Source organism: Tsukamurella ocularis (assembly GCF_965138335.1).
In the GTDB taxonomy this organism is placed as follows: Bacteria; Actinomycetota; Actinomycetes; order Mycobacteriales; family Mycobacteriaceae; genus Tsukamurella; species Tsukamurella ocularis_A.
This window is the reverse complement of sequence record NZ_CBCSDV010000008.1, coordinates 89301-114274: the sequence shown is the minus strand read 5'-3', so window position 1 is coordinate 114274 and position 24974 is coordinate 89301. Positions and strand designations below refer to the sequence as shown.

At 71.6% G+C, this 24974-nt stretch carries 27 protein-coding genes; 14 read left to right on the top strand and 13 right to left on the bottom strand.

The window, feature by feature from the left end; translation table 11 throughout:
* Position 1: 1 nt before the first annotated feature.
* The gene (locus ACNAYW_RS09930) at positions 2-925 is read right to left on the bottom strand and encodes a metal-dependent hydrolase (protein ID WP_415849532.1); all 924 of its coding nucleotides are present in this window, start codon (positions 923-925) and stop codon (positions 2-4) included.
* 65 nt (positions 926-990) lie between these two features.
* On the opposite strand from ACNAYW_RS09930, the gene ACNAYW_RS09925 reads away from it, so the two are divergent.
* The gene (locus ACNAYW_RS09925) at positions 991-1587 is read left to right on the top strand and encodes a TetR/AcrR family transcriptional regulator (RefSeq protein ID WP_415849531.1); all 597 of its coding nucleotides are present in this window, start codon (positions 991-993) and stop codon (positions 1585-1587) included.
* Here ACNAYW_RS09925 and ACNAYW_RS09920 read toward each other — a convergent pair.
* Positions 1577-3016 (bottom strand): uracil-DNA glycosylase, encoded by a 1440-nt coding sequence (locus ACNAYW_RS09920; protein WP_415849530.1) that lies wholly within the window; start codon positions 3014-3016, stop codon positions 1577-1579. The genes ACNAYW_RS09925 and ACNAYW_RS09920 overlap by 11 nt on opposite strands.
* Before the next feature lie 204 nt (positions 3017-3220).
* Between ACNAYW_RS09920 and eat the strand changes: the two genes are divergently transcribed.
* Genes eat through ACNAYW_RS09900 form a run of 4 tightly spaced genes read left to right on the top strand, consistent with a single transcriptional unit; the run spans position 3221 to position 7164 of the window.
* The gene (eat, locus tag ACNAYW_RS09915; protein WP_415849529.1) at positions 3221-4666 is read left to right on the top strand and encodes an ethanolamine permease; all 1446 of its coding nucleotides are present in this window, start codon (positions 3221-3223) and stop codon (positions 4664-4666) included.
* Positions 4663-6078: an ethanolamine ammonia-lyase subunit EutB gene (locus ACNAYW_RS09910; protein WP_415849528.1), complete on the top strand. Its 1416-nt coding sequence runs from the start codon at positions 4663-4665 to the stop codon at positions 6076-6078. Before eat ends, ACNAYW_RS09910 begins: the two co-directional genes overlap by 4 nt.
* A complete protein-coding gene (eutC, locus tag ACNAYW_RS09905; protein WP_415849527.1) occupies positions 6075-6875 on the top strand; it encodes an ethanolamine ammonia-lyase subunit EutC in 801 nt (266 codons plus the stop codon). The genes ACNAYW_RS09910 and eutC overlap by 4 nt, the downstream gene beginning before the upstream one ends.
* A gap of 25 nt (positions 6876-6900) precedes the next feature.
* A complete protein-coding gene (locus tag ACNAYW_RS09900) occupies positions 6901-7164 on the top strand; it encodes an Rv1893 family protein (protein WP_415849526.1) in 264 nt (87 codons plus the stop codon).
* Here the strand turns inward: ACNAYW_RS09900 and ACNAYW_RS09895 are convergent.
* Both ACNAYW_RS09895 and ACNAYW_RS09890 read right to left on the bottom strand, forming a co-directional pair.
* Complete coding sequence (locus ACNAYW_RS09895) at positions 7148-8248, bottom strand: methyltransferase (protein WP_415849525.1); 1101 nt, start codon at positions 8246-8248, stop codon at positions 7148-7150. The two genes, ACNAYW_RS09900 and ACNAYW_RS09895, sit on opposite strands and share 17 nt — an antisense overlap.
* A 13-nt stretch (positions 8249-8261) precedes the next feature.
* Complete coding sequence (locus ACNAYW_RS09890; protein ID WP_415849579.1) at positions 8262-8675, bottom strand: helix-turn-helix transcriptional regulator; 414 nt, start codon at positions 8673-8675, stop codon at positions 8262-8264.
* Positions 8676-8821: 146 nt separating this feature from the next.
* Here ACNAYW_RS09890 and ACNAYW_RS09885 point away from each other — a divergent pair.
* The coding region (locus tag ACNAYW_RS09885) for a VOC family protein (RefSeq protein WP_415849524.1) at positions 8822-9298 on the top strand (477 nt) is incomplete at its 5' end.
* 5 nt (positions 9299-9303) lie between these two features.
* On the opposite strand, the gene ACNAYW_RS09880 is transcribed toward ACNAYW_RS09885, so the two are convergent.
* Positions 9304-9804, bottom strand: coding sequence for an LppP/LprE family lipoprotein (locus tag ACNAYW_RS09880; RefSeq protein ID WP_415849523.1), 501 nt, complete (start codon positions 9802-9804; stop codon positions 9304-9306).
* Between the two features lie 122 nt (positions 9805-9926).
* Between ACNAYW_RS09880 and ACNAYW_RS09875 the strand changes: the two genes are divergently transcribed.
* Entirely contained in the window at positions 9927-10922 is a 996-nt protein-coding gene (locus ACNAYW_RS09875; RefSeq protein WP_415849522.1) for a glutathione S-transferase family protein, read from the top strand.
* 3 nt (positions 10923-10925) lie between these two features.
* On the opposite strand, the gene ACNAYW_RS09870 is transcribed toward ACNAYW_RS09875, so the two are convergent.
* The gene (locus ACNAYW_RS09870; RefSeq protein WP_415849521.1) at positions 10926-11984 is read right to left on the bottom strand and encodes an HNH endonuclease; all 1059 of its coding nucleotides are present in this window, start codon (positions 11982-11984) and stop codon (positions 10926-10928) included.
* 269 nt (positions 11985-12253) lie between these two features.
* Complete coding sequence (locus ACNAYW_RS09865; RefSeq protein WP_415849520.1) at positions 12254-13339, bottom strand: alkene reductase; 1086 nt, start codon at positions 13337-13339, stop codon at positions 12254-12256.
* A 41-nt stretch (positions 13340-13380) separates the two neighbouring features.
* Here ACNAYW_RS09865 and ACNAYW_RS09860 point away from each other — a divergent pair, with 41 nt between their 5' ends.
* Positions 13381-13770 carry a MerR family transcriptional regulator gene (locus ACNAYW_RS09860; protein WP_415849519.1) on the top strand — a complete coding sequence of 130 codons (390 nt, stop codon included), beginning with the start codon at positions 13381-13383 and terminating at the stop codon, positions 13768-13770.
* Here ACNAYW_RS09860 and ACNAYW_RS09855 read toward each other — a convergent pair.
* The gene (locus ACNAYW_RS09855; RefSeq protein WP_415849518.1) at positions 13736-14524 is read right to left on the bottom strand and encodes an alpha/beta fold hydrolase; all 789 of its coding nucleotides are present in this window, start codon (positions 14522-14524) and stop codon (positions 13736-13738) included. The two genes, ACNAYW_RS09860 and ACNAYW_RS09855, sit on opposite strands and share 35 nt — an antisense overlap.
* Positions 14521-15345 carry an aminoglycoside phosphotransferase family protein gene (locus ACNAYW_RS09850; protein ID WP_415849517.1) on the bottom strand — a complete coding sequence of 275 codons (825 nt, stop codon included), beginning with the start codon at positions 15343-15345 and terminating at the stop codon, positions 14521-14523. Before ACNAYW_RS09850 ends, ACNAYW_RS09855 begins: the two co-directional genes overlap by 4 nt.
* A gap of 103 nt (positions 15346-15448) precedes the next feature.
* On the opposite strand from ACNAYW_RS09850, the gene ACNAYW_RS09845 reads away from it, so the two are divergent.
* Positions 15449-15871 carry a nitroreductase/quinone reductase family protein gene (locus ACNAYW_RS09845; protein ID WP_415849578.1) on the top strand — a complete coding sequence of 141 codons (423 nt, stop codon included), beginning with the start codon at positions 15449-15451 and terminating at the stop codon, positions 15869-15871.
* A gap of 21 nt (positions 15872-15892) precedes the next feature.
* On the opposite strand, the gene ACNAYW_RS09840 is transcribed toward ACNAYW_RS09845, so the two are convergent.
* Positions 15893-17395, bottom strand: a complete 1503-nt coding sequence (locus tag ACNAYW_RS09840; protein ID WP_415849516.1) for an MFS transporter — start codon at positions 17393-17395, stop codon at positions 15893-15895.
* An 83-nt stretch (positions 17396-17478) separates the two neighbouring features.
* Between ACNAYW_RS09840 and ACNAYW_RS09835 the strand changes: the two genes are divergently transcribed.
* Positions 17479-18141: a TetR/AcrR family transcriptional regulator gene (locus ACNAYW_RS09835; protein ID WP_415849515.1), complete on the top strand. Its 663-nt coding sequence runs from the start codon at positions 17479-17481 to the stop codon at positions 18139-18141.
* Between the two features lie 84 nt (positions 18142-18225).
* Entirely contained in the window at positions 18226-20016 is a 1791-nt protein-coding gene (locus tag ACNAYW_RS09830) for a phosphocholine-specific phospholipase C (protein ID WP_415849514.1), read from the top strand.
* Here ACNAYW_RS09830 and ACNAYW_RS09825 read toward each other — a convergent pair.
* The 3 genes from ACNAYW_RS09825 to ACNAYW_RS09815 form a co-directional block, all read right to left on the bottom strand.
* On the bottom strand, positions 19991-20971 hold the full coding sequence (locus ACNAYW_RS09825) for a HEAT repeat domain-containing protein (RefSeq protein WP_415849513.1): 981 nt from the start codon (positions 20969-20971) through the stop codon (positions 19991-19993). The two genes, ACNAYW_RS09830 and ACNAYW_RS09825, sit on opposite strands and share 26 nt — an antisense overlap.
* A gap of 20 nt (positions 20972-20991) precedes the next feature.
* Positions 20992-21624, bottom strand: a complete 633-nt coding sequence (locus ACNAYW_RS09820) for a HEAT repeat domain-containing protein (protein ID WP_415849512.1) — start codon at positions 21622-21624, stop codon at positions 20992-20994.
* Between the two features lie 82 nt (positions 21625-21706).
* A complete protein-coding gene (locus ACNAYW_RS09815; protein ID WP_415849511.1) occupies positions 21707-21892 on the bottom strand; it encodes a YegP family protein in 186 nt (61 codons plus the stop codon).
* Between the two features lie 213 nt (positions 21893-22105).
* On the opposite strand from ACNAYW_RS09815, the gene ACNAYW_RS09810 reads away from it, so the two are divergent.
* The 3 genes from ACNAYW_RS09810 (at position 22106) to ACNAYW_RS09800 (ending at position 24971) form a co-directional block, all read left to right on the top strand.
* On the top strand, positions 22106-23260 hold the full coding sequence (locus ACNAYW_RS09810; protein ID WP_415849510.1) for an SPFH domain-containing protein: 1155 nt from the start codon (positions 22106-22108) through the stop codon (positions 23258-23260).
* 8 nt (positions 23261-23268) lie between these two features.
* Positions 23269-24510 (top strand): TFIIB-type zinc ribbon-containing protein (locus ACNAYW_RS09805; protein WP_415849509.1); only part of this gene is annotated, 1242 nt, incomplete at its 5' end.
* A 26-nt stretch (positions 24511-24536) separates the two neighbouring features.
* Positions 24537-24971, top strand: a complete 435-nt coding sequence (locus ACNAYW_RS09800; RefSeq protein ID WP_415849508.1) for a hypothetical protein — start codon at positions 24537-24539, stop codon at positions 24969-24971.
* Positions 24972-24974 lie beyond the last annotated feature (3 nt).

Here is a 24974-nt window from a genome sequence, read left to right as displayed (position 1 = left end):
GTCAGGCCCCGATCGCCGCGCTCGAGGTGTACCACCGGGTGCAGTCGACGCCGTCGTCGTAGCGGCGCAGCCACTCGCCGGCGAGGGCCGGGAGGTTCTCGTGCGCGGGGTCGTGCAGGGGCATCTGGCTGCGGATGATGCCCTTCATCGCCACGGCCTGCTCGGCCTTGGGGAGCACGTCGAAGGCACGCGGCATGGCGCCCTTCGTCAGGTGCGGCGCCACGGCGACGAGCATCTTCTGCTTGAGCCGGTACCGGCCGAACATCGACAGCGCGTCGACCTTCCGGTCCTTGAGCGGGACGTGCTGGTTGAAGCCGGCGCAGGCGATGCGGATCACCTTGAGCACGTGCGCGAAGATCGACGGTGCCATCCGCATCCGGTACACCTCGCTGCCCACCAGCGCGTTGTAGATGATGAGCGCGGAGCTCCGGTGTTCGACCTCCTCGACGAAGTGCCACAGGAACATCGACGCCACCCGGTCGTCGCCGGGGCGGAACAGCGCCTCCTCGTTGTCGAGCATGAGCTTGAAGACCGGGGTGAACGTGGCCTCCAGGTCGGCGGTGTAGGCCAGCCGGTACTCCGTGGACGTGGCCTCGGTGAGCAGGTCGAACTCGCCGATCACCGCGTCGAGGGTGTTCTCCAGGCCCGGGTACTGGGCGATGAGCGCCTGGACGTGCCGACGGTGCGCCGTCGAGTGGTGCCCCTCCTGCTGCATGAACGCCGTCGCCTCCGCGGCGACCTCCGGGTCGGGGAACTCCTTGCGCACCTGCAGGATCAGCTTGACGATCATCTTCTCGAAGCCGACGGCGAGGAAGGAGACCGCGTTCATCATCGACGAGAACGCGGGGTTGTCGGGGTTCCACAGGAAGGGCACGGGCGCCTCGTCGAAATGGAAGTCCATCTTGCGGGGGTGCAGGTCCGTCATGAGGCGAACATACACATAGAACTTGTTCTGTATGGTGAGAATGGTCGAAGCTGTAGCCTGGGGCGATGGCACGCAGGGGATGGGGTGGCTCGCCGCCGGCCGGTGATGAGGAGGCGTCCGCACGGATCGTGGCGGCCGCCGTCGAGATCATCGGCGAGCGCGGCACCACGTCGATCGCGGAGGTCGCCGATGCGCTCGGTGTGATCCGGCAGACCGTCTACCGGTACTTCCCGACGGTCGACGCGCTGCTCCAGGCCGCGGCCGTCCAGTCGGTGGGCGCCTTCCTCGACCGCCTCGCGCTGCACGTGCACGGCATCGGCGACCCCGCGGAAGCGGTGGTCGAGGGCATCGTCTTCACGCTCGATCAGGTGCCGCGCGCCCCGCACCTGCGCCTCATGCTCGCGGGGGAGCACTCGCACACCGAGGCCATCGCGTCCCATCAGGCGATGGCCTTCGGAATGACCATGATCCGCCGGTTCGACGTGGACTGGCCCGCCCATGGCTACGACGAGGCGCGACTGCGCGAGCTCGTCGAGTTCCAGCTGCGCATCATGCAGTCCTTCTTCGTCTCCCCGGGCGACCCGCCCCGCACGCCGGACGACCTGCGTGCCTACCTCACACGGTGGGTGGCGCCGGCGGTCGCGGGTGTCCTCAGCGAGTAGGCGCCGAAATCCGGAAGCCGGGTTGGATCGCGGTCACCACGATGTGATCGCCGTTCGCCAGCTCGATCGAATCGCCGACGCGCTTGAGCTTGACGCGCTCGCCCAGCGTCGACTCGTGGGACACGGTTTCGTAGTCGGTATCGATGTCGCGTTCGGTGAGGACGAAGGTCTCGTGCTCACCGTCCGAGTAGCGGATGGTGACGATGGACCCGCGGAAGGCGCGGCCGTCCGTCGACTCGCCGTTCTCCTCGGCCCACAGGACGACCTTGTGCCGCTGCTTCAGATAGGTCGCCTTCGCGCGCTCGAGGTCCGCGAGGCGGTTGGCCAGCGATCGGTCCTCCTCGCTCAGCTGCCGATAGTCCTCCATCCGGTCGCGGCTCCCGCGGCACTCGTCCATCTGCGAGCGGAGGTCCCGGCGTACGCCCTGCAACAGTTCTTCGGCGGCGCGGTACTGCTCGATCTCGCGATCGAAGTCCCCGTCGTTCGTTGGAGAGGCGGTGGAGGCCGGCGCCGACGGTTCGGTGACCGGTTCGCCGGCGTTCACCTGTTCGGGCCGCTCGGGCGCCGGCGCCTCGTCAGCAGGCGGGTGCTCGGTCGTCGGCGAGTCCGAGGTGCGCGCGGAGTAGCGATCCCTGAGGTCACCGAGCCGTCGGGTGACGAAGCCCCACGGCGTGCGTTGCGCCTGGTCCGGCCGGCCCGCCTGGTCCGTCTCCTCCGGCTGGTCGTCGACGGTGCCCGCGGGGCTCGCTGCCGACGACCCGTAGAACATCTGGCGTGGATCGCGAAGGTGGGAAGCCGCCTTGGCGAACGACTCATCGAGCTCTCGGGCGTACTTCTCGACCTGTGCCGGAGACTTGTACGCCGGATTGGCGGCGAGGGGGTGCCACGAGTCGACCGCGCGCACCCCGCGCGCCAGGTCGGGGTACGCGAGCCGCAGGCGCGGCCAGGCCGCCTTCGCGTGGACGCCGTGGAGGAGAACGACGCGCAGCCGCGGGAGGCGCTCGACCAACCGCGCGAGGGCGTCCGTCGCGTCGGCGAGATCGTCGTCGGTGGGCGCCAGCCGGCGATGCCCGCGCCGGACCTCCGCGGTCGGCTCCCAGGGGAATGCGTTCCACGCCTGGACATCGCAGACGTCGATGCCCGACGCGGCGAGCAGAGCCTTGTAGCGCTCGGCCGTCGGGTCAGCGTTCTCGATGCACAGCATGCCGGACCCGTTGCGCTTGCCGTCCTTCGTCTTCGGACCGGGATCCTGCAGGAGCGCCAGCACGCGGGCGTTGGTGCCCCCGTAGGTCGGCGCCACGTACGGGACGAACGCGCCCGGACGTTCCCGGCGCAGGCTATCGACCAGCTCGTTCACCGGCCGTACGTGCGGGTCGTACCGCCTCCGATACAGGTCGGCGCGGTACGCCGGATCGTGACACCACTGCATGATTCCCCGCCCTCCTCGAGATCCCACGTCGAGATCCCCGCGTTGAGGCGCCGCCGGGCCGCCGTCCGACCTGCGCTGCAACCTCGCTGCAACTCTTGACTCGTAGTGTTCCAGATCACACCGACAAGACCCGTCGGTGAAACACGCCGAGCCGTTCGCGGAAACACACCGGGAACAGGATCGACCGTGATCAGGAAGGCCGATATGAGTACTGAGCGCCAGGCGCCGCACCAGCTTCACCACGACGGGGTGGACGCGACGATCGAATCCGACGACTACCTGGCCAAACGCACCCTCCGGTCGGGTTCCGCCGGATGGGTGCTGCTGGCGGGCCTGGGCGTGAGCTACGTGATCTCCGGTGATTACGCCGGCTGGAACAACGGGCTCGCGCAGGGCGGCTGGGGCGGCCTCGCGATCGCCGCGGTGATCATCGCCGGCATGTACCTCGCGATGGTCCTCGGCATGGCCGAGATGTCCTCGGCGCTGCCCGCGGCCGGCGGCGGCTACACCTTCGCGCGGCGCGCGCTCGGCCCGTGGGGCGGGTACGCCACCGGTATCGCGATCCTCATCGAGTACTCCATCGCGCCCGCGGCGATCGCCACCTTCATCGGCGCGTACGTCCAGTCGCTCAACCTGTTCGGGATCACCGACGGGTGGTGGGTGTACCTGTTCGTCTACGCACTGTTCATCGGCATCCATCTGACCGGCGCCGGCGAGGCGCTCAAGGCGATGTTCGTGATCACCGCGATCGCGCTCGTCGGCCTCGTGATCTTCGCGATCTTCGCCATCGGGAAGTTCGACGCCCACAACCTCACCGACATCGCCGTCACCGATGCGGCGGGCGCCTCGAGCTGGCTCCCGCACGGCTACCTCGGCATCTGGGCCGCGGTGCCCTTCGCGATCTGGTTCTTCCTTGCCATCGAGGGCGTCCCGCTGGCGGCGGAGGAGGCGCGCGAGCCGGAGAAGAACGTGCCGCGCGGCATCATCGTCGCGATGCTGATGCTCGTCGTCACCGGTGCGACGGTGTTCTTCCTGGCGCCCGGCGCCGTCGGCGCACAGGCGATGTCCACCTCCGGCAACCCGCTGGTCGAGGCGCTCGGAGACGGCACCGCCGCCAAGGTCGTCAACTACATCGGCCTCGCCGGGCTGGTCGCCAGCTTCTTCTCGATCATGTACGCGTACTCCCGCCAGACGTTCGCGCTCTCGCGGGCCGGCTACCTCCCGAAGAGCCTCTCGCTCACCAACGCCCGCAAGGCGCCGGTCCTCGCGCTGATCGTGCCCGGCGTGATCGGCTTCGCGCTGTCCCTCACGGGCGAGGGCGCGATGCTCCTCAACATGGCGGTCTTCGGCGCCGCCGTCAGCTACGTGCTCATGATGATCAGCCACATCGTGCTGCGCCGCCGCGAGCCCGACATGCCGCGCCCGTACCGCACGCCCGGCGGCATCGTCACCACGTCGTTCGCCCTGGTCGTCGCCTGCATCGCCGTCGTCGCGACCTTCCTCGTCGACCCCACGGCGGCGGGCCTGACCCTCGCCGCGTTCGCCGCCTTCCTCGTCTACTTCGGTGTCTACAGTCGACATCACCTGGTGGCCAACTCGCCCGACGAGGAGTTCGCCGCCCTCGCCGACGCCGAACGGGAGCTCACATGATCCGCAGCCAGTCCGTCCGCGGGGTGAGTTTCACCTTCACGTCGATGGCCGACCTGCTGGCCAAGGCCACGCCCCTGCGCTCGGGCGACGAGCTGGCCGGGTGTGCGGCCGCCTCCGACGCCGAGCGGGCCGCCGCCAAGTGGGCCCTCGCCGACGTACCGCTCACGGCGCTGCTCGAGGAGCTCGTGGTGCCGTACGAATCCGACGAGGTCACCCGCCTCATCATCGACAGCCACGACCGCGCGGCCTTCGCGCCGATCGCCCACCTCACCGTCGGGGACCTCCGGGATCTCCTGCTGCGGATCGCGGTGGCCGACGATGCCGGTGCCCGGCTCGCGGCGCTCGGCCCGGCCCTGACCCCCGAGATGGTGGCCGCGGTCAGCAAGCTCATGCGCAACCAGGACCTCATCGCCGTGGCGCGGGCGGTCCGCGTCACGGCCGGGTTCCGCACCACCGTCGGGCTCCCCGGCACCCTGGCCACGCGTCTGCAGCCGAACCATCCGACCGACGACCCCCGCGGCATCGCCGCCGCCACCCTCGACGGTCTGCTGCTGGGTTGCGGCGACGCGGTGATCGGCATCAATCCCGCCACCGACTCCCCGCACGCGACCTCCGACCTGCTGCACCTGCTCGACGAGGTGCGCACCCGCTTCGATATCCCGACCCAGTCGTGCGTGCTCAGTCACGTCACCACCACGCTCGGGCTCATCGAGCAGGGCGCCCCCGTCGATCTGGTCTTCCAGTCGATCGCCGGCACGGAGGGCGCCAACTCCGCGTTCGGCGTCACCATCGGCCTGCTCGACGAGGCCAACGCCGCCGCCCGGGAGCTCGGGCGCGGCACCGTCGGGAACAACGTCATGTACCTGGAGACCGGGCAGGGCTCGGCGCTGTCCTCCGGCACGCACCGCGGCACCGACGGCGCGCCCGTCGACCAGCAGACGCTCGAGACCCGCGCCTACGCCGTTGCCCGGCACCTCGATCCGCTGCTGGTCAACACCGTGGTCGGGTTCATCGGCCCCGAGTACCTCTACGACGGCAAGCAGATCACCCGCGCCGGGCTCGAGGATCACTTCTGCGGCAAGCTCCTGGGCCTGCCGATGGGCGTGGACGTCTGCTACACCAACCACGCCGAGGCCGACCAGGACGACATGGACGACCTGCTCACGCTGCTCGGCGTTGCCGGGGTGTCGTTCGTCATCACCGTGCCCGGCGCCGACGACGTGATGCTCGGCTACCAGTCGCTCGCCTTCCACGACGCCCTCTACGTCCGGCGGGCGCTGGGGCTGCGGCCCGCGCCGGAGTTCGACGCCTGGCTCGCCCGGCAGGGCATGACCGACGAGGCCGGTGGCCTCCGCGAGATCGCCGCCGCGAACTCGCCGCTGCGCGAACTCGCCGCAGGGGTGGCGCGATGACCGCCCCCGAGCGGGCCGACGACCCGTTCTGGGACGCCCTGCGCACCACGACCCAGTCGCGGATCGGACTGGGCCGCACCGGCGATGCGCTGCCCACGCGCCGCGTCCTCGAGTTCGCCGCCGCGCACGCCGCGGCGCGCGACGCCGTGCACCAGCCGCTCGACGCCGACGACCTCGTCGCCCGGGCCCGCGGCCTGGGGATCGGCGAGCCCGTCGTGGTCACCAGTCGCGCCGCCGACCGGGGCGAGTACCTGCGCAGGCCCGACCTGGGGCGCGCACCCGCCGACCTGTCCGCCCTGCCCGACGGTGCCGACGCCGACGCCGACGCCGACGTCGCCCTCGTCCTCGCCGACGGCCTCTCGCCCCGCGCCCTGACCGACCACGGCGTCGCGCTGGCCGCGGCGATCCTCGCCGCGCTGCCGCCCGACGTCATGGTGGCGCCGCCCGTCATCGCGACGCAGGCCCGCGTGGCGCTGGGGGACCACGTCGCGCGGGCACTCGGTGTGCGCACGTTGCTCGTGCTCATCGGCGAGCGGCCCGGGCTGTCGGTGGCCGACAGCCTCGGCATCTACCTGACCCACCGCGCGGATCCGGAGGACTTCGGGGCCGGGGTCACCGACGCGCACCGCAACTGCATCTCCAACATCCATCCGCCCGAGGGCCTGGGCTACCGCGACGCCGCCCGCATCGCGGCGGGGCTGGTCGTCGGCGCCCGCCGCCTCGGCCGCTCCGGCGTCGACCTCAAGGACACCTCGCGTGCGGAGCTGGAAGGCGCTGACCTGCGCGGACTAGACTGAGCGCAGCGGAGCGAAGGAGATCACCATGATCGGCAAGCGGATCCAGGAGAACATCGAGGCGGTCACCAGGATCGCGGCGGACTCGGTGCGCAAGTCCGGCGACCTCGTCGAGGGTGCGGGCGAGGTGCTGGCGGGTGACGTGAAGGGCGGGGTGGGCCGCATGGCCACGAGCGCCACCGACATCGCGGCCTCCTCCGCCGCCGAGGGAGTCAAGCTGGCGCGCGAGAACCTCGACGCGGTCCGGGAGGCCTCCGATGCCGTCGCCGACCAGGTCAACAAGCCGAGGTAGCCTCCTCGGGGCCCGCGGCCCGCGCCTCGATCATCGAGTGCAATGGGCCCTGGTACACCGCCGTCCGGCGGAGGCCGGACGCGGCGAACAGGCGGTCGAACTCCTCGAGCGTGCGCTGGCGGCCGCCGTCGGTCTGGGTCAGCATCGTCAGATCGACGAGCGGGACCAGGGGGTGTGCGTGGTCCGGGTCCTGCAGGAACTCGACCAGCACCACCCGGTCCTGCGGGTGCAGGGCGCCCCGGACGTTGCGCAGGATCGTGGCCGCCCGCTCGTCATCCCAGTCGTGGAGGATGTCCTTGAGGAGGAAGACGTCCGCCTTCACGTCGATCGGGCTGAAGAAGTCGCCCACGCGCAGCTCGACTCTGCCGTTCACGCCACGCTCGGCGAGGAACGCGGGCGCCTCGCCGATCGGTCCGGCCTGGTCCACGACCACGCCGCGCAGGCCGGCGTCGGTGGCCAGGACGTGGGAGACGAGAGTCCCGACCCCGCCTCCCACGTCGCAGACCGTCGCGCCGGCGGGCCACGGGTACATTCCGGCGATCTCGGGGCCGTTGTAGTCGCACAGGGCGCGCATCGCGGCGGTGAAGTCGCGCTCCTCGTCGGGGTGCTCGGCGAACCATTGCCAGGTGGTCGCGCCGTTGACCGCTTCGAACTGCGAACGGCCCGCCCGGACGGCATCCGCGAGTTTCGACCACGCCGCCCGGGTGGACGTGCTGTCGGCGTATCGCGCGAAGGGGGCGACGCCTCCGGTCGACGACTCGCGCAGCGCTTGCCCCATCGCGGTGAGTCGGTACGCCGGGCCGCGCCGGCGCACCACGCCGATCGATTCGGCGGCACGGAGCAACCGTAGGAGCGCGTCGGCGTCGGCGTCGACGGCAGCGGCGAGATCGGGAACCGTCGATACTCCGCCGGCCAGCGCCTCCGGTACGCCGAGGCGGACGAGGGCGATCAGGACCTCGGCCTCGTTAGCGCGGTTGAGGACGGTGAACACCCGCATCTCCGCGGGGATCGGGGCGTCGGCGAGGGCGTGGAGCAGGCGGCTCGCCGCGGCGCCGGTCCTGACCGCGAGCTGGGGGAGATGCATGGACCCATGATAGTCAGAGAGTCTGACTATTGGAAGACGTTGCGCGGTACCCACCCGGCGTGAAACCGAGGACCTTGCGGAAGTCCCGGACCAGGTGCGGCTGGTCGGCGTAGCCCAGCTCGGCGGCGATCTCCGCGATCGTGGTCTCCGGCTCCGTGCTCAGCCGGTGCGCCGCCTCCTGCAGCCGGCGGCGGTGGATCAGGGCGAGCGGCGTGAGCCCCACGAATCGTCGGATCAAGCGCTGCGCCGTCCGCGGTGAGACGCCGATCGCCGCCGCTGCGTCCTCCACGGTCAGGATCACCTCGTCCTCCTCGATGGTGGCGACGAGGCGGTTCGCGAGCGCCGCGTCGTCGGTCACCGTCGGAACCCTTGCCGTGAGCCAGGATTCGACGGCGAGGCAGGCGCCCGCGAGGTCCCCGTGCGTCATCGCCCCGGCCACGGCGGCGTGCAGCTCCGGGGCGTCGACGGCGGGGTAGTCGTCCAGGATCGACGGCGCATCGTCGGTGACCGCGGGCGTCGCCGCCGGTCGCAGGAGCGCGCCGACCGCCCAGCCCGTGCCGACGAGGTCGCGNNGCGAGCGGCGCGCACACCACCGACGGCGTTCCCCACTCCTTCTCCTCGCTGACGCCCTTCCTCGCGATCCCGAACGCGAAGGCAGCCATCGACTTCTACGAATCCGTGCTCGGGGCGCGCTCGCTCGGCGTCACCGAGATGGGCGGCGTGGTCGTCCACGCCGAGCTCGACTTCGGACACGGCCGCCTCCAACTCGGGGAGCCGAACGAGCAGTTCGGTCTCATCGCACCGCCCGGAGGGGACACGGACTGCTACTCGCTGGGGCTGTACTGCAGCAACGTCGACGACGTCGTCGCGCGCGCCGCGGCGGCGGGCGCGACGATCCGGGAGCCGGTGGCGAACTTCGTCTCCGGCGACCGGTTCGCCAGCATCCGCGACCCGTTCGGCGTGCGCTGGTCGATCATGACCCGCGTCGAGGACCTCAGCGATGAGGAGAGCGCCGCCCGCGTCGAGGAGTGGGCGGCGGCGCAGGGCTGAGTCGATCAGTCCGCGACCTGCGGCGGGATCGGATCCAGCGGCTGCGGGGCGTCCTGCGGCATCGTCTGGAACCGGACGTCGGCCGAGCCCGACGGGGCGGCGTTCGGATCGTTCGGTGCCAGCCACTTGAATCGGATGGTGATCTGGCCGGGGCCGTTGCTCCCGACGACGGACGTGAAGGCGTCGCCCTTCGGCGTCGGGGTGCCGGCGAACTTCTTGTGGTCGAACAGCAGGATCTGGACGGGGGAGCTGCCGGTGCCGCGATCGGTGTCGAGGCGCACCCAGTTGAGGGTGCAGTCGACGGAACCGCCCATCGCGGCCACCTTCCACGGGACGCCGGGCATCGGCGGCGCGATCGTGCGGATCGCGCCGTCGATGCGGTCCTGCGGGAGTTCGGGACAGCTGACCGGCGCGGCGCCGGAGGCTCCGGCCCCGACGGTGGCGGTCGCGATGCCGCCGGCGGCCGCCGCAGCGGAGAGGACGAGGGCGATCAAGGGCTTGCGCATGCTTCGTTTCCTTCCATCACGGGAGGTCGACGCGGGCTCCATCGACGGGCAATGCTTTTATCGAGTAACGATCAGTCGACGTTACCCCGCGGTGGTCGCCGCCGGTCACTACCCTTGACGGTATGAGCGAGGAACAGGGCAGCTACGTCACCGCGGACCGGCCGTACGAGCGCGACACCCGATACATCGAGACCCGCATCACCCGTGACGGGCGCGACGGCTATCCCGTGGAGGCCGGCCGGTACCGGCTGGTCGCTTCCTACGCCTGCCCGTGGGCGACCCGCACCATCATCGTGCGGCGGCTGCTCGGGCTCGAGGACGCGATCTCGTTGGGCATCGCCGGCCCCACGCACGACAAGCGGTCCTGGACCTTCGATCTCGACCCGGGCGGCCTCGACCCCGTGCTGCAGATCCCGCGCCTGCAGGACGCCTACTTCCGGCGCGTGCCCGACTACCCGAAGGGCATCACCGTGCCCGCGATCGTCGACGTGCCGACCGGCGCCGTGGTCACCAACGATTTCCCGCAGATCACGCTCGACTTCGAGCTGGAGTGGACGGACTTCCACCGGCCCGGAGCGCCGCAGCTCTACCCCGAGGACCTGCGCGGCGAGATCGACGAGGTGAACAAGCTCGTCTACCGGGACGTGAACAACGGCGTGTACCGCTGCGGTTTCGCCGGCTCGCAGGAGTCCTACGACGCCGCCTACGACCAGCTCTTCTCCCGGCTGGACTGGCTCTCCGAGCGCCTCGCCACGCAGCGGTACCTCGTCGGCGACACCATCACCGAGGCCGACGTGCGGCTGTTCACCACGCTCGCCCGGTTCGATCCGGTGTACCACGGCCACTTCAAGTGCAACCGCGAGAAGCTCAGCGAGATGCCGGTGCTGTGGGCCTACGCACGGGACCTGTTCCAGACGCCCGGCTTCGGCGACTCGACCCACTTCGACCACATCAAGCGGCACTACTACGAGGTCCACCGCGACATCAACCCGTCGGGCATCGTGCCCAAGGGCCCGGACCTGCGGAACTGGTTCACCGAGCACGGCCGGGAGAAGCTGGGCGGCACCCCCTTCGGCGCCGGCACCGCGCCCGCGCCGCTCCCGATCCCCGCCGGGTAGCGGCTACGCCGCCTGGTCGGGCGCCGTGGATCGGTGCAGATGTCCGGTGGGGGTTCGGGTTTCGACAGTGTGCCGCCCGGTCGGGTCGTCAACGGTTGCGCTTCGCCAGCCGGGTGCTTCTTTGGCGTAGTTGCACGCCGCGCACAGCCCCTGCCCGTTGGCGAGGCTGGTGGTCCCGCCTGTGGCGTGCAGGACGATGTGGTCGGTGTGCGCGATCGGTGCGTCGCAGTACGGAGTGCGGCAGTAGCGGTCGCGGGCCCGGATCAGATCGGCCAACCCGTCGGCGAACAGCCGTTGCCGCGATTCCATCGCGACCACCGCCCCGGTCTCGGGCGCGACGAACAGCCGGCGCACCCACGCGACGCCGGCGGCGGTGGCCTTGCCGACGAGGTCGCGGGCGATCTCCGCCGGCATGGTGCCGCCGCCGTCGAGGTGTGCGGTGCCGGGGCGGTCGCCGAGGAGCACCGTCGCGGGGACGGTGAGGTTGACGGTGACGGGCTGGCCCTCGACGATCTCGCGGCCGGTGAGGCGGGCGAAGGCGGTGTCGGCCATGATCTGCCCGCGGGTCCGCAGTTCTTGATCGTGCCCGTCCAGAGCGTCCGCGTGCGTGCGGAGCGCGGCGTAGGCGCCGACGGCCTGCGCCATCGGCAGCAGCAGCGATACCCGCGCCATTCCTTCGGGCAGTGGGCGAATGGTCACGGTGCGGTCCTTCTCGGCGGCGGCGTTGCGGTCGACCGTGGCCTGCGCGTCCAGCCGGTAGGCGACCTGCTCGACCTTCCCGGCGAGCTGTTTGAGCCCGAGCCCGGCGAGGGTGGCAGGGTCGGCGCAGAGCTCGACGTCGGCCTGCTGCCGCTGCGCGATGTCCAGGTGCGCCAGGCCGGCCAGGAGGGTGGGGATCGCCTCCGGGGAGAGGTCACCGTCATGCAACCGGGCGCGGGTGTGCGGCATGTACTTCTCCAACTCCACCGCCCGGCCCAGCATCTTGCCGGCGGTGTTCGGGGAGATGTGCAACGCGAGCGCGACCTCCGCCGCCACGCCCTGCCGCCACCGATCCTGCGGCACCCCGGCCGCGACCCGCTCACACCCCCGCTGCCGCAGCAGGTCCGCCGCTAACGCGTACTGTTCGAGGGCGAGCCGGCTTCGTCGGATTTCACTCGAACGCAACCGATCCACCACATCCGCCCCGGCGGCGCGAAGATCCGGCGGTTCCTCTTCTCTCACTGTGTTTTCGTCCATACCCGGACGCTACGCCGCCCCACCGACAAGTTTTCGAGACTGACACACTACACCGAACATCGCCGATCTGACGCTTCGGTCTGAACCGGCAGGTATCACCGGATGGCGCGGACGGTGGTCGCGGCACACGGATAGTCCGTGTACCTCTCGGCGCTGCGGCCGTACAGCACGTCCTCACGCATCGCGGCGAGCGGCAGCGACCGTCGGAACCGTTCCACCAGATCGGGGTTCGCGATGAACGCCCGGCCGAAGGACACCAGATCGGCACCGTCTGCGAGCGCCCGCGTGCCGGCGCCCGCCGTCGTGGGTGCGCGGTTCTCGCCGACGTTCGCGATGACGGTGCCGTCGAAACGAGGTCGGAGGTCGGCGAGAGCCGGATAGTCGTCGTTGTCGGTGAGGTGCAAGTACATCAGCCCGCGGCGGCTCAGCTCATCGACCAGGCCCCGATAGAGTGCCGCGGGATCCCGCTCGATCATGGAGAACTGCGGATTCCCGGGCGAGAGCCGGATGGCGGTGCGGTCGGCGCCGATCGCGTCCGAGACCGCGTCGACCACCTCGAGGGCGAACCGCGTCCGATTCTTCGCCGGCCCGCCGTAGCGGTCGTCGCGCAGATTCGTGTTGTCCGCGAGGAACTGGTGGATCAGGTAGCTGTTGGCGCCGTGCAGCTCCACGCCGTCGAAGCCTGCCGCCATCGCCCGCCGCGCGGACGCCGCGTACTGCTCGACCGTCGCTTCGATGGCGGCGAGTGGCATCGCCGTGGGGCGGGGCCACGCCGCCTTGGAGCCGTCGAGCAGGTGCAGCACGTCGCCGTCGGGCACCGCCGACGGGCCCGCGGGCACCGAGCCGTCGATCCGGGCCGCGGGGTGCCCCTTGCGCCCGCCGTGCATGAGCTGCGCGACGATCCGGCCGCCCTCGGCATGGACGGCGTCGACGACCCGGCCCCACGCGTGCTCGTGGCGGTCGGTCGCCAGGCCGGGCACCCACGCCTCGCTCTGCCCGGAGGAGTGCGGCCACATGCCCTCGGTGACGATGAGGCCGGCGCCGGCGCGCTGCCGGTAGTAGTCGGCGACATCCGCGGTCGGGGATCCGTCCGGCTCGGAACGCAGGCGTGTCATGGGTGCCATCACGACGCGATTCGGAAGGTCCAGGGTGCGGCTGCGGTAGGGCGTGAGGAGTGACATGTCCGTACGCTAGAACCTGACACTGATGTGAGGGGCAAGCGATGCGGATCGGCGAACTCGCGGAGCGGACCGGCGTGAGCGTCCGCTCGCTGCGCTACTACGAGGAGAAGGGCCTGCTCGCGTCGACGCGCACCGCGGCCGGGCAGCGCGTCTACCCTGAGCGGGCCGTCGATCGGGTGGTGCGCATCCAGGAGCTGTTCGCCGCCGGGCTCGCCAGCGGCGTCATCGTGCAGCTGCTGCCGTGCATCCACGACGAGGACGGATCACCCAATGAGACCGCGACGCCCTGGCTCGCCGCCACCCTGCGAGCCGAGCGCGACCGCATCGACGCCGGCATCCGCGATCTCCAGCGGGCGCGAGACGTGCTCGACGAGGTGATCGACACCGCCGGCGAGGTCACCGATCCCCGTGCTGCCGCAGGAAATCGATGACCACCTGCGCAGTGCGTTCCGGCTCCTGCTCCGCCGGGTAGTGGCCGGACTCCGCGAGCACCGCGCCGCGGACGTCGGCCGCCACCGGGCGTAGCCCCTGCGCGACGGCCTCACCCATGGCGTACCGCCCGCCGATCGCGAGGACCGGGGTGCGGATCGGATTCCGCGCGAGTCCGGCGACGTCGGCGAGATCCGCTGATCGCGTCCGGTAGAGCGCGAGCCCCGCCGCGTGGGCGGCGGCCGGCCGGTAGGCGTCCACGTACGCGGCCAGCACCTCGGCGTCGAGCCCCGCGGGGCCGGCGCTCTGTCGCAGGAAGGCGCCGTAGAAGGCGTCCTCCCGTCCGGGCACCAGGCTCTCGGCGAGCCCCGGCGCCCGGTTGAACGCGCCGTGCCAATCCGGGTAGTGCTCGCTCCCCGGCGTGGGAACGGCGACGTCGATCCCGGGCGGGATCTCCTCCTCGACGACGAGCGCGGACACCGCATCCGGTGCCGCGGCGGCGAGGAACAGCGCCACCGTGCCTCCCCAGTCGTGGCCGATCACCGCGAACCGCGTCAGTCCTCGCTCCGTCAGGCGTTCGCGCGCCCACTCCGCGAGATCGCGCTTGCGGAAGGTCCCGGCACCGTCGGGCCCGATGCCGAGGCCGGGCACCGTGATCGGGACCGGATCGAATCCCGCGTCGCGGAGACGGGGGATCAGGAAGCGCCAGTGCAGGTCCGTCACGGGCCAGCCGTGCAGGAGGACCACGGCGGTCACGACGCGGCTCCGTCCAGGTGCATCACCGCGAGGTCGGCGACGGCGAAGTCGCGGTCGCGGTCCTGGGTCTCGCCGTCCTCGTCGAACCAGGCGGCCGACAGCCCGGCGAAGGCGATCACCCACTGCAGCAGGCGTTCCCGAGGCAGGCCGGCCGCCGCGACGATCACGTCGACATGCCGCGCGAAGCGGTCCGGATCCGCCGCGGTCGGGAGGTCGGGGTTGGTCAGTAGATTGGCGTAGTCGTAGCCGCGCTCGCCGACGACGCATTTCGGGTCGATCGCCAGCCAGCCGCGTGCGCCGAAGTCCAGGACGTTGTCGTGGTGCACGTCCCCGTGCAGGACCACCTCGTCGCGCGGCTCCGCGAGCAGCGCCTCCGCGGCCGCCCAGGACCGCGCGTACCGAGCGTCGGCGTCCCGGACCGCCGCGAGCGAGGCGAACCATTCCCGCAGCGTGACCAGGTCGGTGCCGGGGGCGCCCGGACGGGGCCGGTGCAGGTGTTCGACGGTGCCGCACAGGATCCGGGTCGCCTCGTCGTCGCGGCCGCCCAGCGCCATCGCCATGAGATCACCGGAACCCGTCGCCCGCTCCATCAGGACCGTATCGCCCTCGTGCGCGAACACCTCGGCGGCGCCGTCGCCGGCCCACCAACGCAGGACCGCGGCCCCGGCGCGTTCCTCGGGGCTGTTGGCGCGCTTGAGCATCGCGGCGCGGCCCCGCCATCGCACGGGCAGGAGGTCGCTGCCGGGAGTGGAGAAGGGCGCACCGTCGGGCGAGAGGTCCCAGCGTTCGAGGCTCTCGCGCCACGGATCGGATGGTTGCACAGCGATCGATCCTACGGGCGGGCATGATGGCCCGATGAGCGACGGAGATGGCGCGGGCGAGGTCTCGGTGGCGATGGCGCGGGTACGGGCGCATGATGAGAACGTGAGCGACTTCAACCAGGCCATCATCGACGAGTTCCGCGCCAACAATGGCACCGTGACCGCCATGGGCTTCGGCCGGGCACTCGCGCTCGTGCACAGCACGGGTGCCAAATCGGGTGAGCCGCGGGTGAACCCGCTGGCCGCCATCCACGACGACGAGGGTTGGCTGCTGCCGGCCTCCGCCGGCGGCTCGCCGAAGAACCCCGCCTGGTACCACAATCTCAAGGCCCACCCCGATATCGAGATCGAGTACCCGGACGACGAGGGCGGGATCTCCACAGCACGGGTCACCGCGACCGAACTCACCGGCGCCGCGCGCGACGAGGCGTGGGCCCGGTTCGTCGCCCGGTCCAGCGGCTTCTCCGAGTACGAGCGGGCGGCGCAGGGGCGCGTGATCCCCGTCTTCCGGCTGACCCCGCGCTGACCTGAGCCGACCCGCGCCGACTCAGGCGTGCACCGGCTCCGGTGCCGCCGTCCGGTCGCGCATCACGACGAAGGCCGCGATCGCGGTGGCGACCAGTAGTGCGCTGGACACGCCCACCGTCGTGGTGACGGCGTCGACCCAGGCCGAGCGGGCGGCGTCGGCGAGCGCGGCACCATCGGGCCCGGCGGTGCCGTCCGCGAGCACGAGGGTGTCGCCGAGAGTGCGCGCCATCCCGTCGTGCCGCGTGAAGACCGCCGTCGCCACGGAGCCGAGCACGGCCAGGCCGAGCGCGGTGCCGAGCTCGAAGCTCATCTCCGACATCGCCGAGGCCTGGCCCGCCCGCTCCCGCGGGGCGGCGTCGAGCGCGACCGCGGAGACGAACGTGAACAGCGTGCCGTAGCCGACGCCGGCGACGACCGTGCCGAGCACGTACAGCCAGGCGGGACCGTCGGTGCCGAGGCCGACGAGCAGCAGCTGGCCCACGGCCGCGAACAGGAGTGCGGCGACGAACGTGCCACGGCGGCCGAGGTACTGCTCGATCCAGGGCGCGCGCAGCGAGAAGTACGCCACGACGGCGGCAGCGGGCAGGCCCAGCAGGGCCGCGGCGAGCACGTCGAAGCCCACGACCGACTGCAGGTAGATGCCGGTGAGGTAGGACATCGAGCTCAGCGTCGACACCGCCAGGATGGTGCCGGCGATGGCCATGGCGAAGTACCGGTTGCGGAACAGGTCGAACGGGATCAGCGGGTGGTCCGTGCGGCGCTGCTGCGCGATGAACGCGATCAGCACGAGCGCGCCGGCGCCGCCGACCGCGAGGGTGGTCCCGTCGACGCCGTGCCCGGCGGCCGCCTTCACCGCGTACACCAGCGGGAAGATCGCGGCCATCGACAGCGCGACGCCCACCAGGTCGAACCGCGCCGCCGTGTCACTGCGGAAGTCGGGGATCAGCAGGGGGCCGGCCACCAGGAAGGCGAGGAAGACCGGCGCGTTGATGAGGAAGACCGAGCCCCACCAGAAGTGGTGCAGCAGCACGCCGCCGATGACCGGCCCGACCGCCATGCCGAAGGAGAAGGCCGCGGTCCAGATGCCGATCGCGATACCGCGGGCCTTCGGGTCACGGAAGATGTTGGCGATCAGTGCCAGGCTGGCGGGCAGCAGGGTCGCGCCGCCGACGCCCATGAGGGCGCGGGCGGCGATGAGCAGCTCCGGCGACGGCGCGAAGGCCGCGATCACGGAGGCGACGCCGAACAGGCCGGCGCCCCAGGTCATGAGGCGGCGGCGCCCCCAGCGGTCGCCGAGGTTGCCCATGGTGATCAGCAGGCCCGCCAGCATGAACGGGTAGATGTCGAGGATCCACAGCTGCTCCGCCGAGGTCGGGTGCAGCTGGGCGGTGATGTGGGGCATCGCCAGGTACAACACCGAAGCGTCCATCGAGACCAGGAACACCGGCAGGAGGAGCGCGGCGAGACCGGCCCAGGCGCGGCGCGGGGTGGTGGACACGAAGAACTCCTCGTCAACGATCACGGCAGGCGCGTACGGCGTACGCAGAATGTCTGGGTACACTGTACGCAGCATCGTCGATCCCGGTCAACGGAGAAAGGGCGCAGGTGTCCGAGACCACCCTGACCCGCGAGGCCATCGTGGCCGAGGCCGTCCGCCTCGCCGACGAGGGCGGCCTCGAGAAGGTCTCCATGCGTCGCATCGCCGACGCCCTCGGCGCGGGCGCCATGTCCCTGTACCGGCACGTCCCCGACAAGGACTCCCTGGTCCGCGACATGGCCGCGGCCGTGGGCGCGGAGTACCTCTACCCGCCGGAGCTGTTGGGCGATCCGGACTGGCGGATGCGGACCCACGTCGCGGCCGAGGCCGACATGCGGCTCTACCTGCATCACCCGTGGGTCCTGCTGGCGCACTCCATGCCCCGGGCCGCGATGGCGCCGTCGTCCGTCTCCTGCTTCCACTGGCTGGTCGAATCCTTCGCCCACCTGACCGGTGACGTCCCCGACGCCGCCGAACTCACCCTGCACGTGTGGAACCACGTCCAGGGAGCGGGACTCGGGGCCGTGGGGCGACTGCTGCTCGCGCCCGGCTCGTCGCTCGAGGGGGCCGGGTTCGTCGCCGACCTCGCCACCAACCCCGACATCGACGATCTGCCCCTGCTCCAGGAACTCGTCGCGGTGGACAGGCCCGACCTGTGCGCCGCGATGCCGCTCCTGCATTCCGGCGTCGAGGCCCTCTGCGACGGTTTCGCGGAGCGCTACCGGAGCTGAGCCCGCGTTCCGCTCGCTGAACCTTCGACGCCCGTTCAGCGTGACGCCACCGTGGATTCAACCCGGTGGTCGAGCGTGAGGATCGTGAGCACGGCTGATCGGCGCACCTTCCTCAAGGGCGCCCTCGGCGGCGGTATCGTCGCGGGCATGGGGCTGCTCCCGTCGTCGCTGACCGACGCACTGGCCGAACCCGCTCCGCCCGGCGGTCCGGCGGACCTGGAGCACGTGATCTTCCTGATGCAGGAGAACCGCTCCTTCGACCACTACTACGGCAGGCTCCGCGGGGTGCGCGGCTTCGCCGACCCGGCCGCGATCCGCCTGCGCTCCGGGCACGACGTCTTCCTGCAGCCGACCCGATCCGGGCTGACGGTGCCGCCCTTCCCCGTGCGGGGCGCGGCGGAGCGGCAGCGGATGGACGCCGAGAACATCGACGCCCTCGACCACACCTGGAAGGGGGGTCACGCCGCGCTCGCCGACGGCTGGCACGACGGTTGGATCGCCGCGAAGACCGATTCGACGATGGCGTACTACGACCGCGACGACCTGCCCTTCCACTACGCGCTCGCCGACGCCTTCACGATCTGCGACCACTACTACTGCAGTTCGCCGACGTCCACCTCGCCGAACCGCAACTTCTTCTTCTCGGGAACCACCGGCTTCGAGCCCGGCACCGGGGAACGCGCCGTTGAGAACACCGCCTACGACCGCGGCCACCCCGGCTACGACTGGCCGTGCATCGGCGAGATCCTGCAGCGCGCGGGCATCTCCTGGCAGGTGTACCAGGAGTGGGACAACTTCACGGACAACAACATCGAGTTCTTCCGGCGCTTCAAGGCCGTGTCGAAGGCCGTCTTCGGCGACTTCGGCACGGAGATCGACGACTTCTACCAGGGCCTGCGGCGCCTGCCCGCGGCGGAGGCGGACCGTCGATCCCGGGAGGTCGACGCCCGCGCCCGGACCCTCGGCGCCGAGGACCGCGAACTCTTCTTCCGCGGCCTGCGCCGCACCGCCACCGGCACCCTCACCGACCGGATCGCCGCCGACATCGCCGCGGGCGCGCTCCCCACCGTCAGCTACGTCGTGGCCTCCGAGCGCGAATCGGAGCACCCGAGCGGCTCCTCGCCGCGGGCGTCCGCGAACCTCGTGTACCGCATCCTCGACGCCCTCGGGCGCAACCCCGAGGTATGGCGGAAGACCGCGCTGTTCCTGCTCTACGACGAGAACGACGGCTACTTCGATCACGTCCCGCCCCCGCGCCCGCCCCGTGACCGGCCCGACGAGTGGGTCGGCGACCTGCCCCTCGGGCTCGGTGACCGGGTGCCGATGACCATCGTCTCGCCCTGGACCGTCGGCGGGTTCGTCGCGTCCGAGACCTTCGATCACACCTCCACCCTCCGCTTCCTCGAGCGGTGGCTCGGCCTCTCGGTGCCGGCGATCTCCGGCTGGCGGCGCGCCGTCTGCGGAGACCTCACCAGCGCCTTCGACTTCCGTGCCCCGCGCTCTCTGCCGCCGGGCGCGCGGCCGGGCGCCGTCGGGGAACTGAGCCCGCGCTGGAAGCCGCACGCGCCGGCCGTCGGGCGGCGCCCCGGTCAGGAGCCCGGCGAACGCCCCGCGCGGCCCGTGCCCTACGTCCCGGGGGCGACCGCGCGACTCGGGTCCGACGGGGTCCGTATCCGCCTGTCCAACACCGGGACCCGGAGCGCGCACTTCATCGTCTTCCCGTATCACGCCCCGGATTCCGTGCCGCTGCACGCGGACGTGCTCGGTGAGCACGAGCTGGTGGTGCCCGCGCCGGGCGGGCGCTACGACCTGCTGGTCCTCGGCCCCGCGGGCGAGCACTGGGGGTTCGTCAGCGATCCGTCCGCCGCAGGATGAACGCCGCCGTCCCGGCGATCCGCGGGTCGGCGTCACCGGCGAGATCGCGCAGTGCGGCCTCCGCGCCGGCCGTGGGGATCTCCGCGAGCGCCTGCACCACCCGCTGCCGCACGGCGTAGTCGTCCGAATCCTGTGCCAACGCCGCCAGATCGGCGCTGATGGTCTCCGCATCGGGGGTCGCGGCGGCGATCCTGCCGAGCGCCTCCGCGGCGTCGACGTCCTTCTCGCCGTCGCGCACCATCCGCAGCAGCTGCGTCGCCGCCGCACCGTCGCCACGGCCGCCCAGCGCGACGGCCGCGATCACGCGAACCGTGCCGTCGTCGTGCTCGAGCGCGGCCCGCAGTGGGCCTTCCTGATCGGGAACCTCGGCAAGGGCCTCGGCGGCGCGACGCCGGACGGCCGGGTCGGGGGAGTCGAGTGCCTCGACGAGGGGTGCGAGGTCCGGGCCGTCGGCCTGCGCGAGCGCCCAGCGCAGCGCGCCCGCCACGTTGGTGCTCTCCTCCGTGAGGAGTGCCTCGGCCAGCGCGTCGACGGGGGCCCGCCCGGTGAGCGCGGCGTGCTGCCGCGCGCCGGGTGTACCGCTGCTGAGCCGCGAGAGCAGGTTCACGACGTCGAGCACCTGCTCCCAGTCCGTGGGGCCGGCGGCGGCGACGTGCTCCAGCCGCTCCACCAACTCCGCCTCCAGCCGGATCCGCTCGCGAGCCTGCACGATCATCTCCGCGACCAGCTGCTCGGGCGCGAAGGAGGCGTCGTCGAGCGCCCGCCCGATCTCCTTGAGCGACAGCCCGAGCGAGCGCAGGCTCTCGACGTGGAAGATGCGCCGGATGTCGTCGTCGGAGTACTCGCGGTACCCCGACGACGACCGCTGGGAGGGGCGGACGAGGCCCAGCGCGTCGTAGTGCCGCAGCATCCGCGCGCTCACGCCGGACCGCCGCGCCACGTCGCCGATGTGCATCGCTCCGCCCGCTCCCGTCGTCAATCCGCGCGGCCGAGGGCCGCGACTCGCTGTGCCTCGTGCACCGCGCCGGCGAACCCGGAATCCGGGTCCTCGAGCAGGCGTACGGTCTCCGCCAGGTGCCGCCGGGCCGGCTCGGTCGTCGTGGACACGGCCTGTAGCGCCGACACGCCCTCGTCGCCGAGCGCCAGGATCGCGCGGCTCAGGCTGCGGCGCGTCTCCTCGTCGCCGCGGCCCAACTGCGTGAGGAGCGCCCCGGCGGCGGACCGTCGGGCATCGGCGTCCTGGGCCAGGGCTGCGGACGTACGCCACGCCGCCTTCGCGACCTCGGCGTCGGCGTCGGCGGCCAGCGCCAGGACCTCGCCGAAGGCCGCCGCGGACTCGGCCCCGCCGATCTTCGAGAGCGAGTGCAGCGCCTGGCTCCGCGCCTGCGGCACCGCGGAGCCGAGCTCGGCCCGCAGCAGCGGGACCGTCTCGGCCGGGGACAGCCGCGTCAGGGCCCAGGTGAGCATGTCGCGCACGAAGAAGTCGGGCTCGACCGCGCACCGCGCGACGAGCGCCACGGCGTCGACGGTGCCGGGCGCCGTCCCCGCGTCGAGGGCCGCGCGCAGGCGGATCGAGGCGTTCTGATGATCGAGCAGGGTCCGGGCCATCTGGGCCACCTCCGTGAATCGTCGGGTGGCTCGAGTCCAGACCCTGTCACGGTGTCAAGGTCAAGCGCCGCAGGTCAGCGGCTCACTCCTTCGCGACGTCGACCACCGTGGCGCCGTCGGCGGCGCGCTGCACGGCAGCGGCACCGTCGTGCGCGCCCTTGCGCGACGCGTACGCCTGGCCCGAGGCCACGACCTCGCCGTTGCCCGCCTTGAGCCGGAACCGGAACTTGCCGGCGTTGTCCTCGTACACCTCGAACTTGCCTGCCATCTGGAGCACCTTTCTCGTGGTGATCCCCGTCGTCGGGGCCGAAGGCAGCGTATGACGTCGCCCACGGGAATGTGCGGCGAAGCGACCGACACGCCGACTCCCGATCGCCCCGATCCGAACCCTCATCAGCGAGCGCCCAGCCGTTCCCAAGACGCGTGGCTATCGTGGATTCCGAACGGCAACGACGACAGGGGTGCAGCGCAGATGGGGATCATGGACCGGGTCCGGGGCGAACTCGTCGACATCATCGAGTGGCTCGAGGACAACCGCTCGACGATGGCGTGGCGATTCCCCCGCTACAACAACGAGATCAAGAACGGCGCGCAGCTGATCGTCCGCGAGGGCCAGGAGGCGCTGTTCGTCTACCGTGGGCAGCTCGCCGACCGTTACGGCCCGGGCAACTACCAACTGGTCTCCGAGAACATGCCGGTCATGTCCACCCTGCAGGGCTGGCCGCACGGCTTCAAGAGCCCGTTCCGCAGCGAGGTCTACTTCGTCAACACCCGCCCGATCACCGACCTGCGGTGGGGCACCGCCAACCCGATCACCATCCGGGACCAGGACTTCGGCATGGTCCAGGTGCGCGCCAACGGCCTCTGCGTCGTGCGGGTGGTCGACTCGCCGACGTTCCTGCGCCAGGTGATCGGCACCGACTCCAACGTCGATTCGGACGAGATCGCCGAACTCCTGCGGCGCACCATCACCACCGCCTTCTCCGAGATGCTCATCGAGACCGGCGTGGGCGCGATCGACCTGCAGGCGCGCCAGCGCGAGCTCGCCGCGAAGCTGCAGGAGTACGTGCAGTCGAAGATCACGCAGCAGTACGGGCTCGCGTGCGAGGCCATCGAGCTCAACATCTCCCTGCCCGACGAGATCACGCAGGCCATGACCCGCGGTGTCGCGCGCGGCGTGGAGGAGAAGGGCTACTACGGCAACGTCGGCGACATGAACCGCTTCCAGCAGGGCCGCGCCGCCGACGCCGTGCTCGGTGCCGCCACCAACGAGGGCGGTGGCGGGGCCGGCGATTTCCTCGGCGCCGGAATGGGTATGGCCATGGGCCAGCAGTTCGCCCAGAACTTCCAGAACCAGCAGGCCCCCGCCCAGGGCGCGCAGCCGGCGCCGGGTGCGCAGCCGGGCCCGGCTCCGCAGACTGGGCCGCCGCCGCTGCCGAACGCGCAGGTCTTCCACATCGAGCAGAACGGGCAGCCCGCCGGGCCCTTCCCGGTCGAGCACCTGCGCACCCTGAACCTCACCCCGCAGACGCTGGTCTGGTCGCCCGCGCTGACCGGGTGGACGCCGGCCGGCCAGGTGCCCGCCCTCGCGTCGCTGTTCGGGCAGACGCCGCCGCCCCTGCCGCCCCGGGCGTAGCCGTGACNACGCCGCCTCCGCTTCCCGGCCGCCCCGGGGGGCGACCCGAGCAGCCGCCGCAGCCTCCGGGCCCACCCGCGCCGGCCCGCCCCGTCGCTCCCGCGCGGCCCCAGCAGCTCGTGCCCGGCGTCCCGTCGGCCAACGATCGCGAGATGTTGCAGGTGACGGAGCAGACCCGCACCTACCCGTGCGGGAACTGCGGCGACGCCCTCGTCTACGACCCCGCGATCGGGAAGCTGCGCTCGCCCAGTTGCGGCAGCACCTACCCGGTGCTGCTGGACACCACCAAGGCCCTGGTTCCGCATCCGTTGGGGCCCACCATGAACGCGCTCTACGCCCGCGCCGCGTCGGCGGAGCAGGTGCGGGTCGTCGACCACGAGGTGGTGTGCCAGAACTGCGGTGGGCACACGCTGTTCAGCGGCACGCTCACGGCCGTGCGGTGCCCGTACTGCAACACCCCGATCCAGCGGGCCGATGTCCAGGTCGCGCCGGCGCGACTGCCCGTCGACGGGATCCTGCCCCTGCGGGTCGGCGAGGACCAGGCGCGGCAGAACATCGAATCCTGGGTCAACAGCCGCTGGTTCGCGCCGCGCGAGTTCAAGAAGTACCGCGTGCTGGGCTCCTTCACCAGCGTCTACCTCTCGTACTACAGCTACGACGCCGAAGTGACCACCGACTACTCGGGCTCGCGCGGCGTGCACCGCACGCGCCGCGACCGCGACGGCAACATCGAGACCTACACCGACTGGTGGCCCGTGAGCGGACGGGTCCACGACAGCGTCCGGCAGCTCGCCGAGTCGGCGAACACGGGCCTCGACGCGGATCGGGTCCGCGACCTCGAGCCCTGGCCCACCGAGCAGTCCGTCACCTACACGCCCGAGTTCGTGGCCGGGCATCTGGCGCGCACGTACGACGGTGACGCGGCGCAGGTCTTCGAGGCGCAGGCGAGGCCGCGGATCGAGGGGATCATCGAGCACACGGTGCGCCGCGACATCGGCGGTGACGAGCAGCGGATCAGCCGGATGAACCCGGTGTACCAGTCGATCGACTTCCTCTACCTGCTCATGCCGGTGTGGCTCCTCACGGTCACCTTCGCGAACAAGCCGTTCCAGGTCTTCGTCAACGGCGTGACCGGTGAAGTGCAAGGTCAGCGGCCGTGGAGCGCGATCAAGATCGCGTTCGCGGTCACCCTCGGGTTGCTGCTGGTCGCGCTGGCGGTGTACCTGTACATGCAGGCCCGCGGCGGGTAGCCGCCGCGGCGGCGAGGAGGAACGTCATGTCGTGGATCATCGTTGCGGTGCTCGCGGTCGTGGTGCTGGCGGTGCTCGCGGCCACCGGTTTCGCCATCGCGCTGGTGCGCAACAGCCGCCGGCAGCAGCAGGCCGAAGCGGCGATGCCCTTCCCGTCGCGCGCCCCGCTGTCGTGGTCGGGATCGCACGTGCCCGAGGCCCGTCTGCACCGCCGCATCCGGAAGGCGCTGCGCGCCTTCGATCAGCCCGCGGGCGTGCTGTCGGCCGCACAGCTGGACGCGCAGGTGACGCTCACCGTCGCGGCCCAGGAGCTCGACGACCGGCTGGTGGCGATCGCCGCGCTGCCCGAGTCCGAGAAGGCCCCGGCGATCGAGGCCGCCACCGCGGACGTCGCCGACCTGGAGAAGCGCATCGCCGACACCGTCGTCGTGCGGCCGCAGCTGCCGCCCACGACGACCTGACGA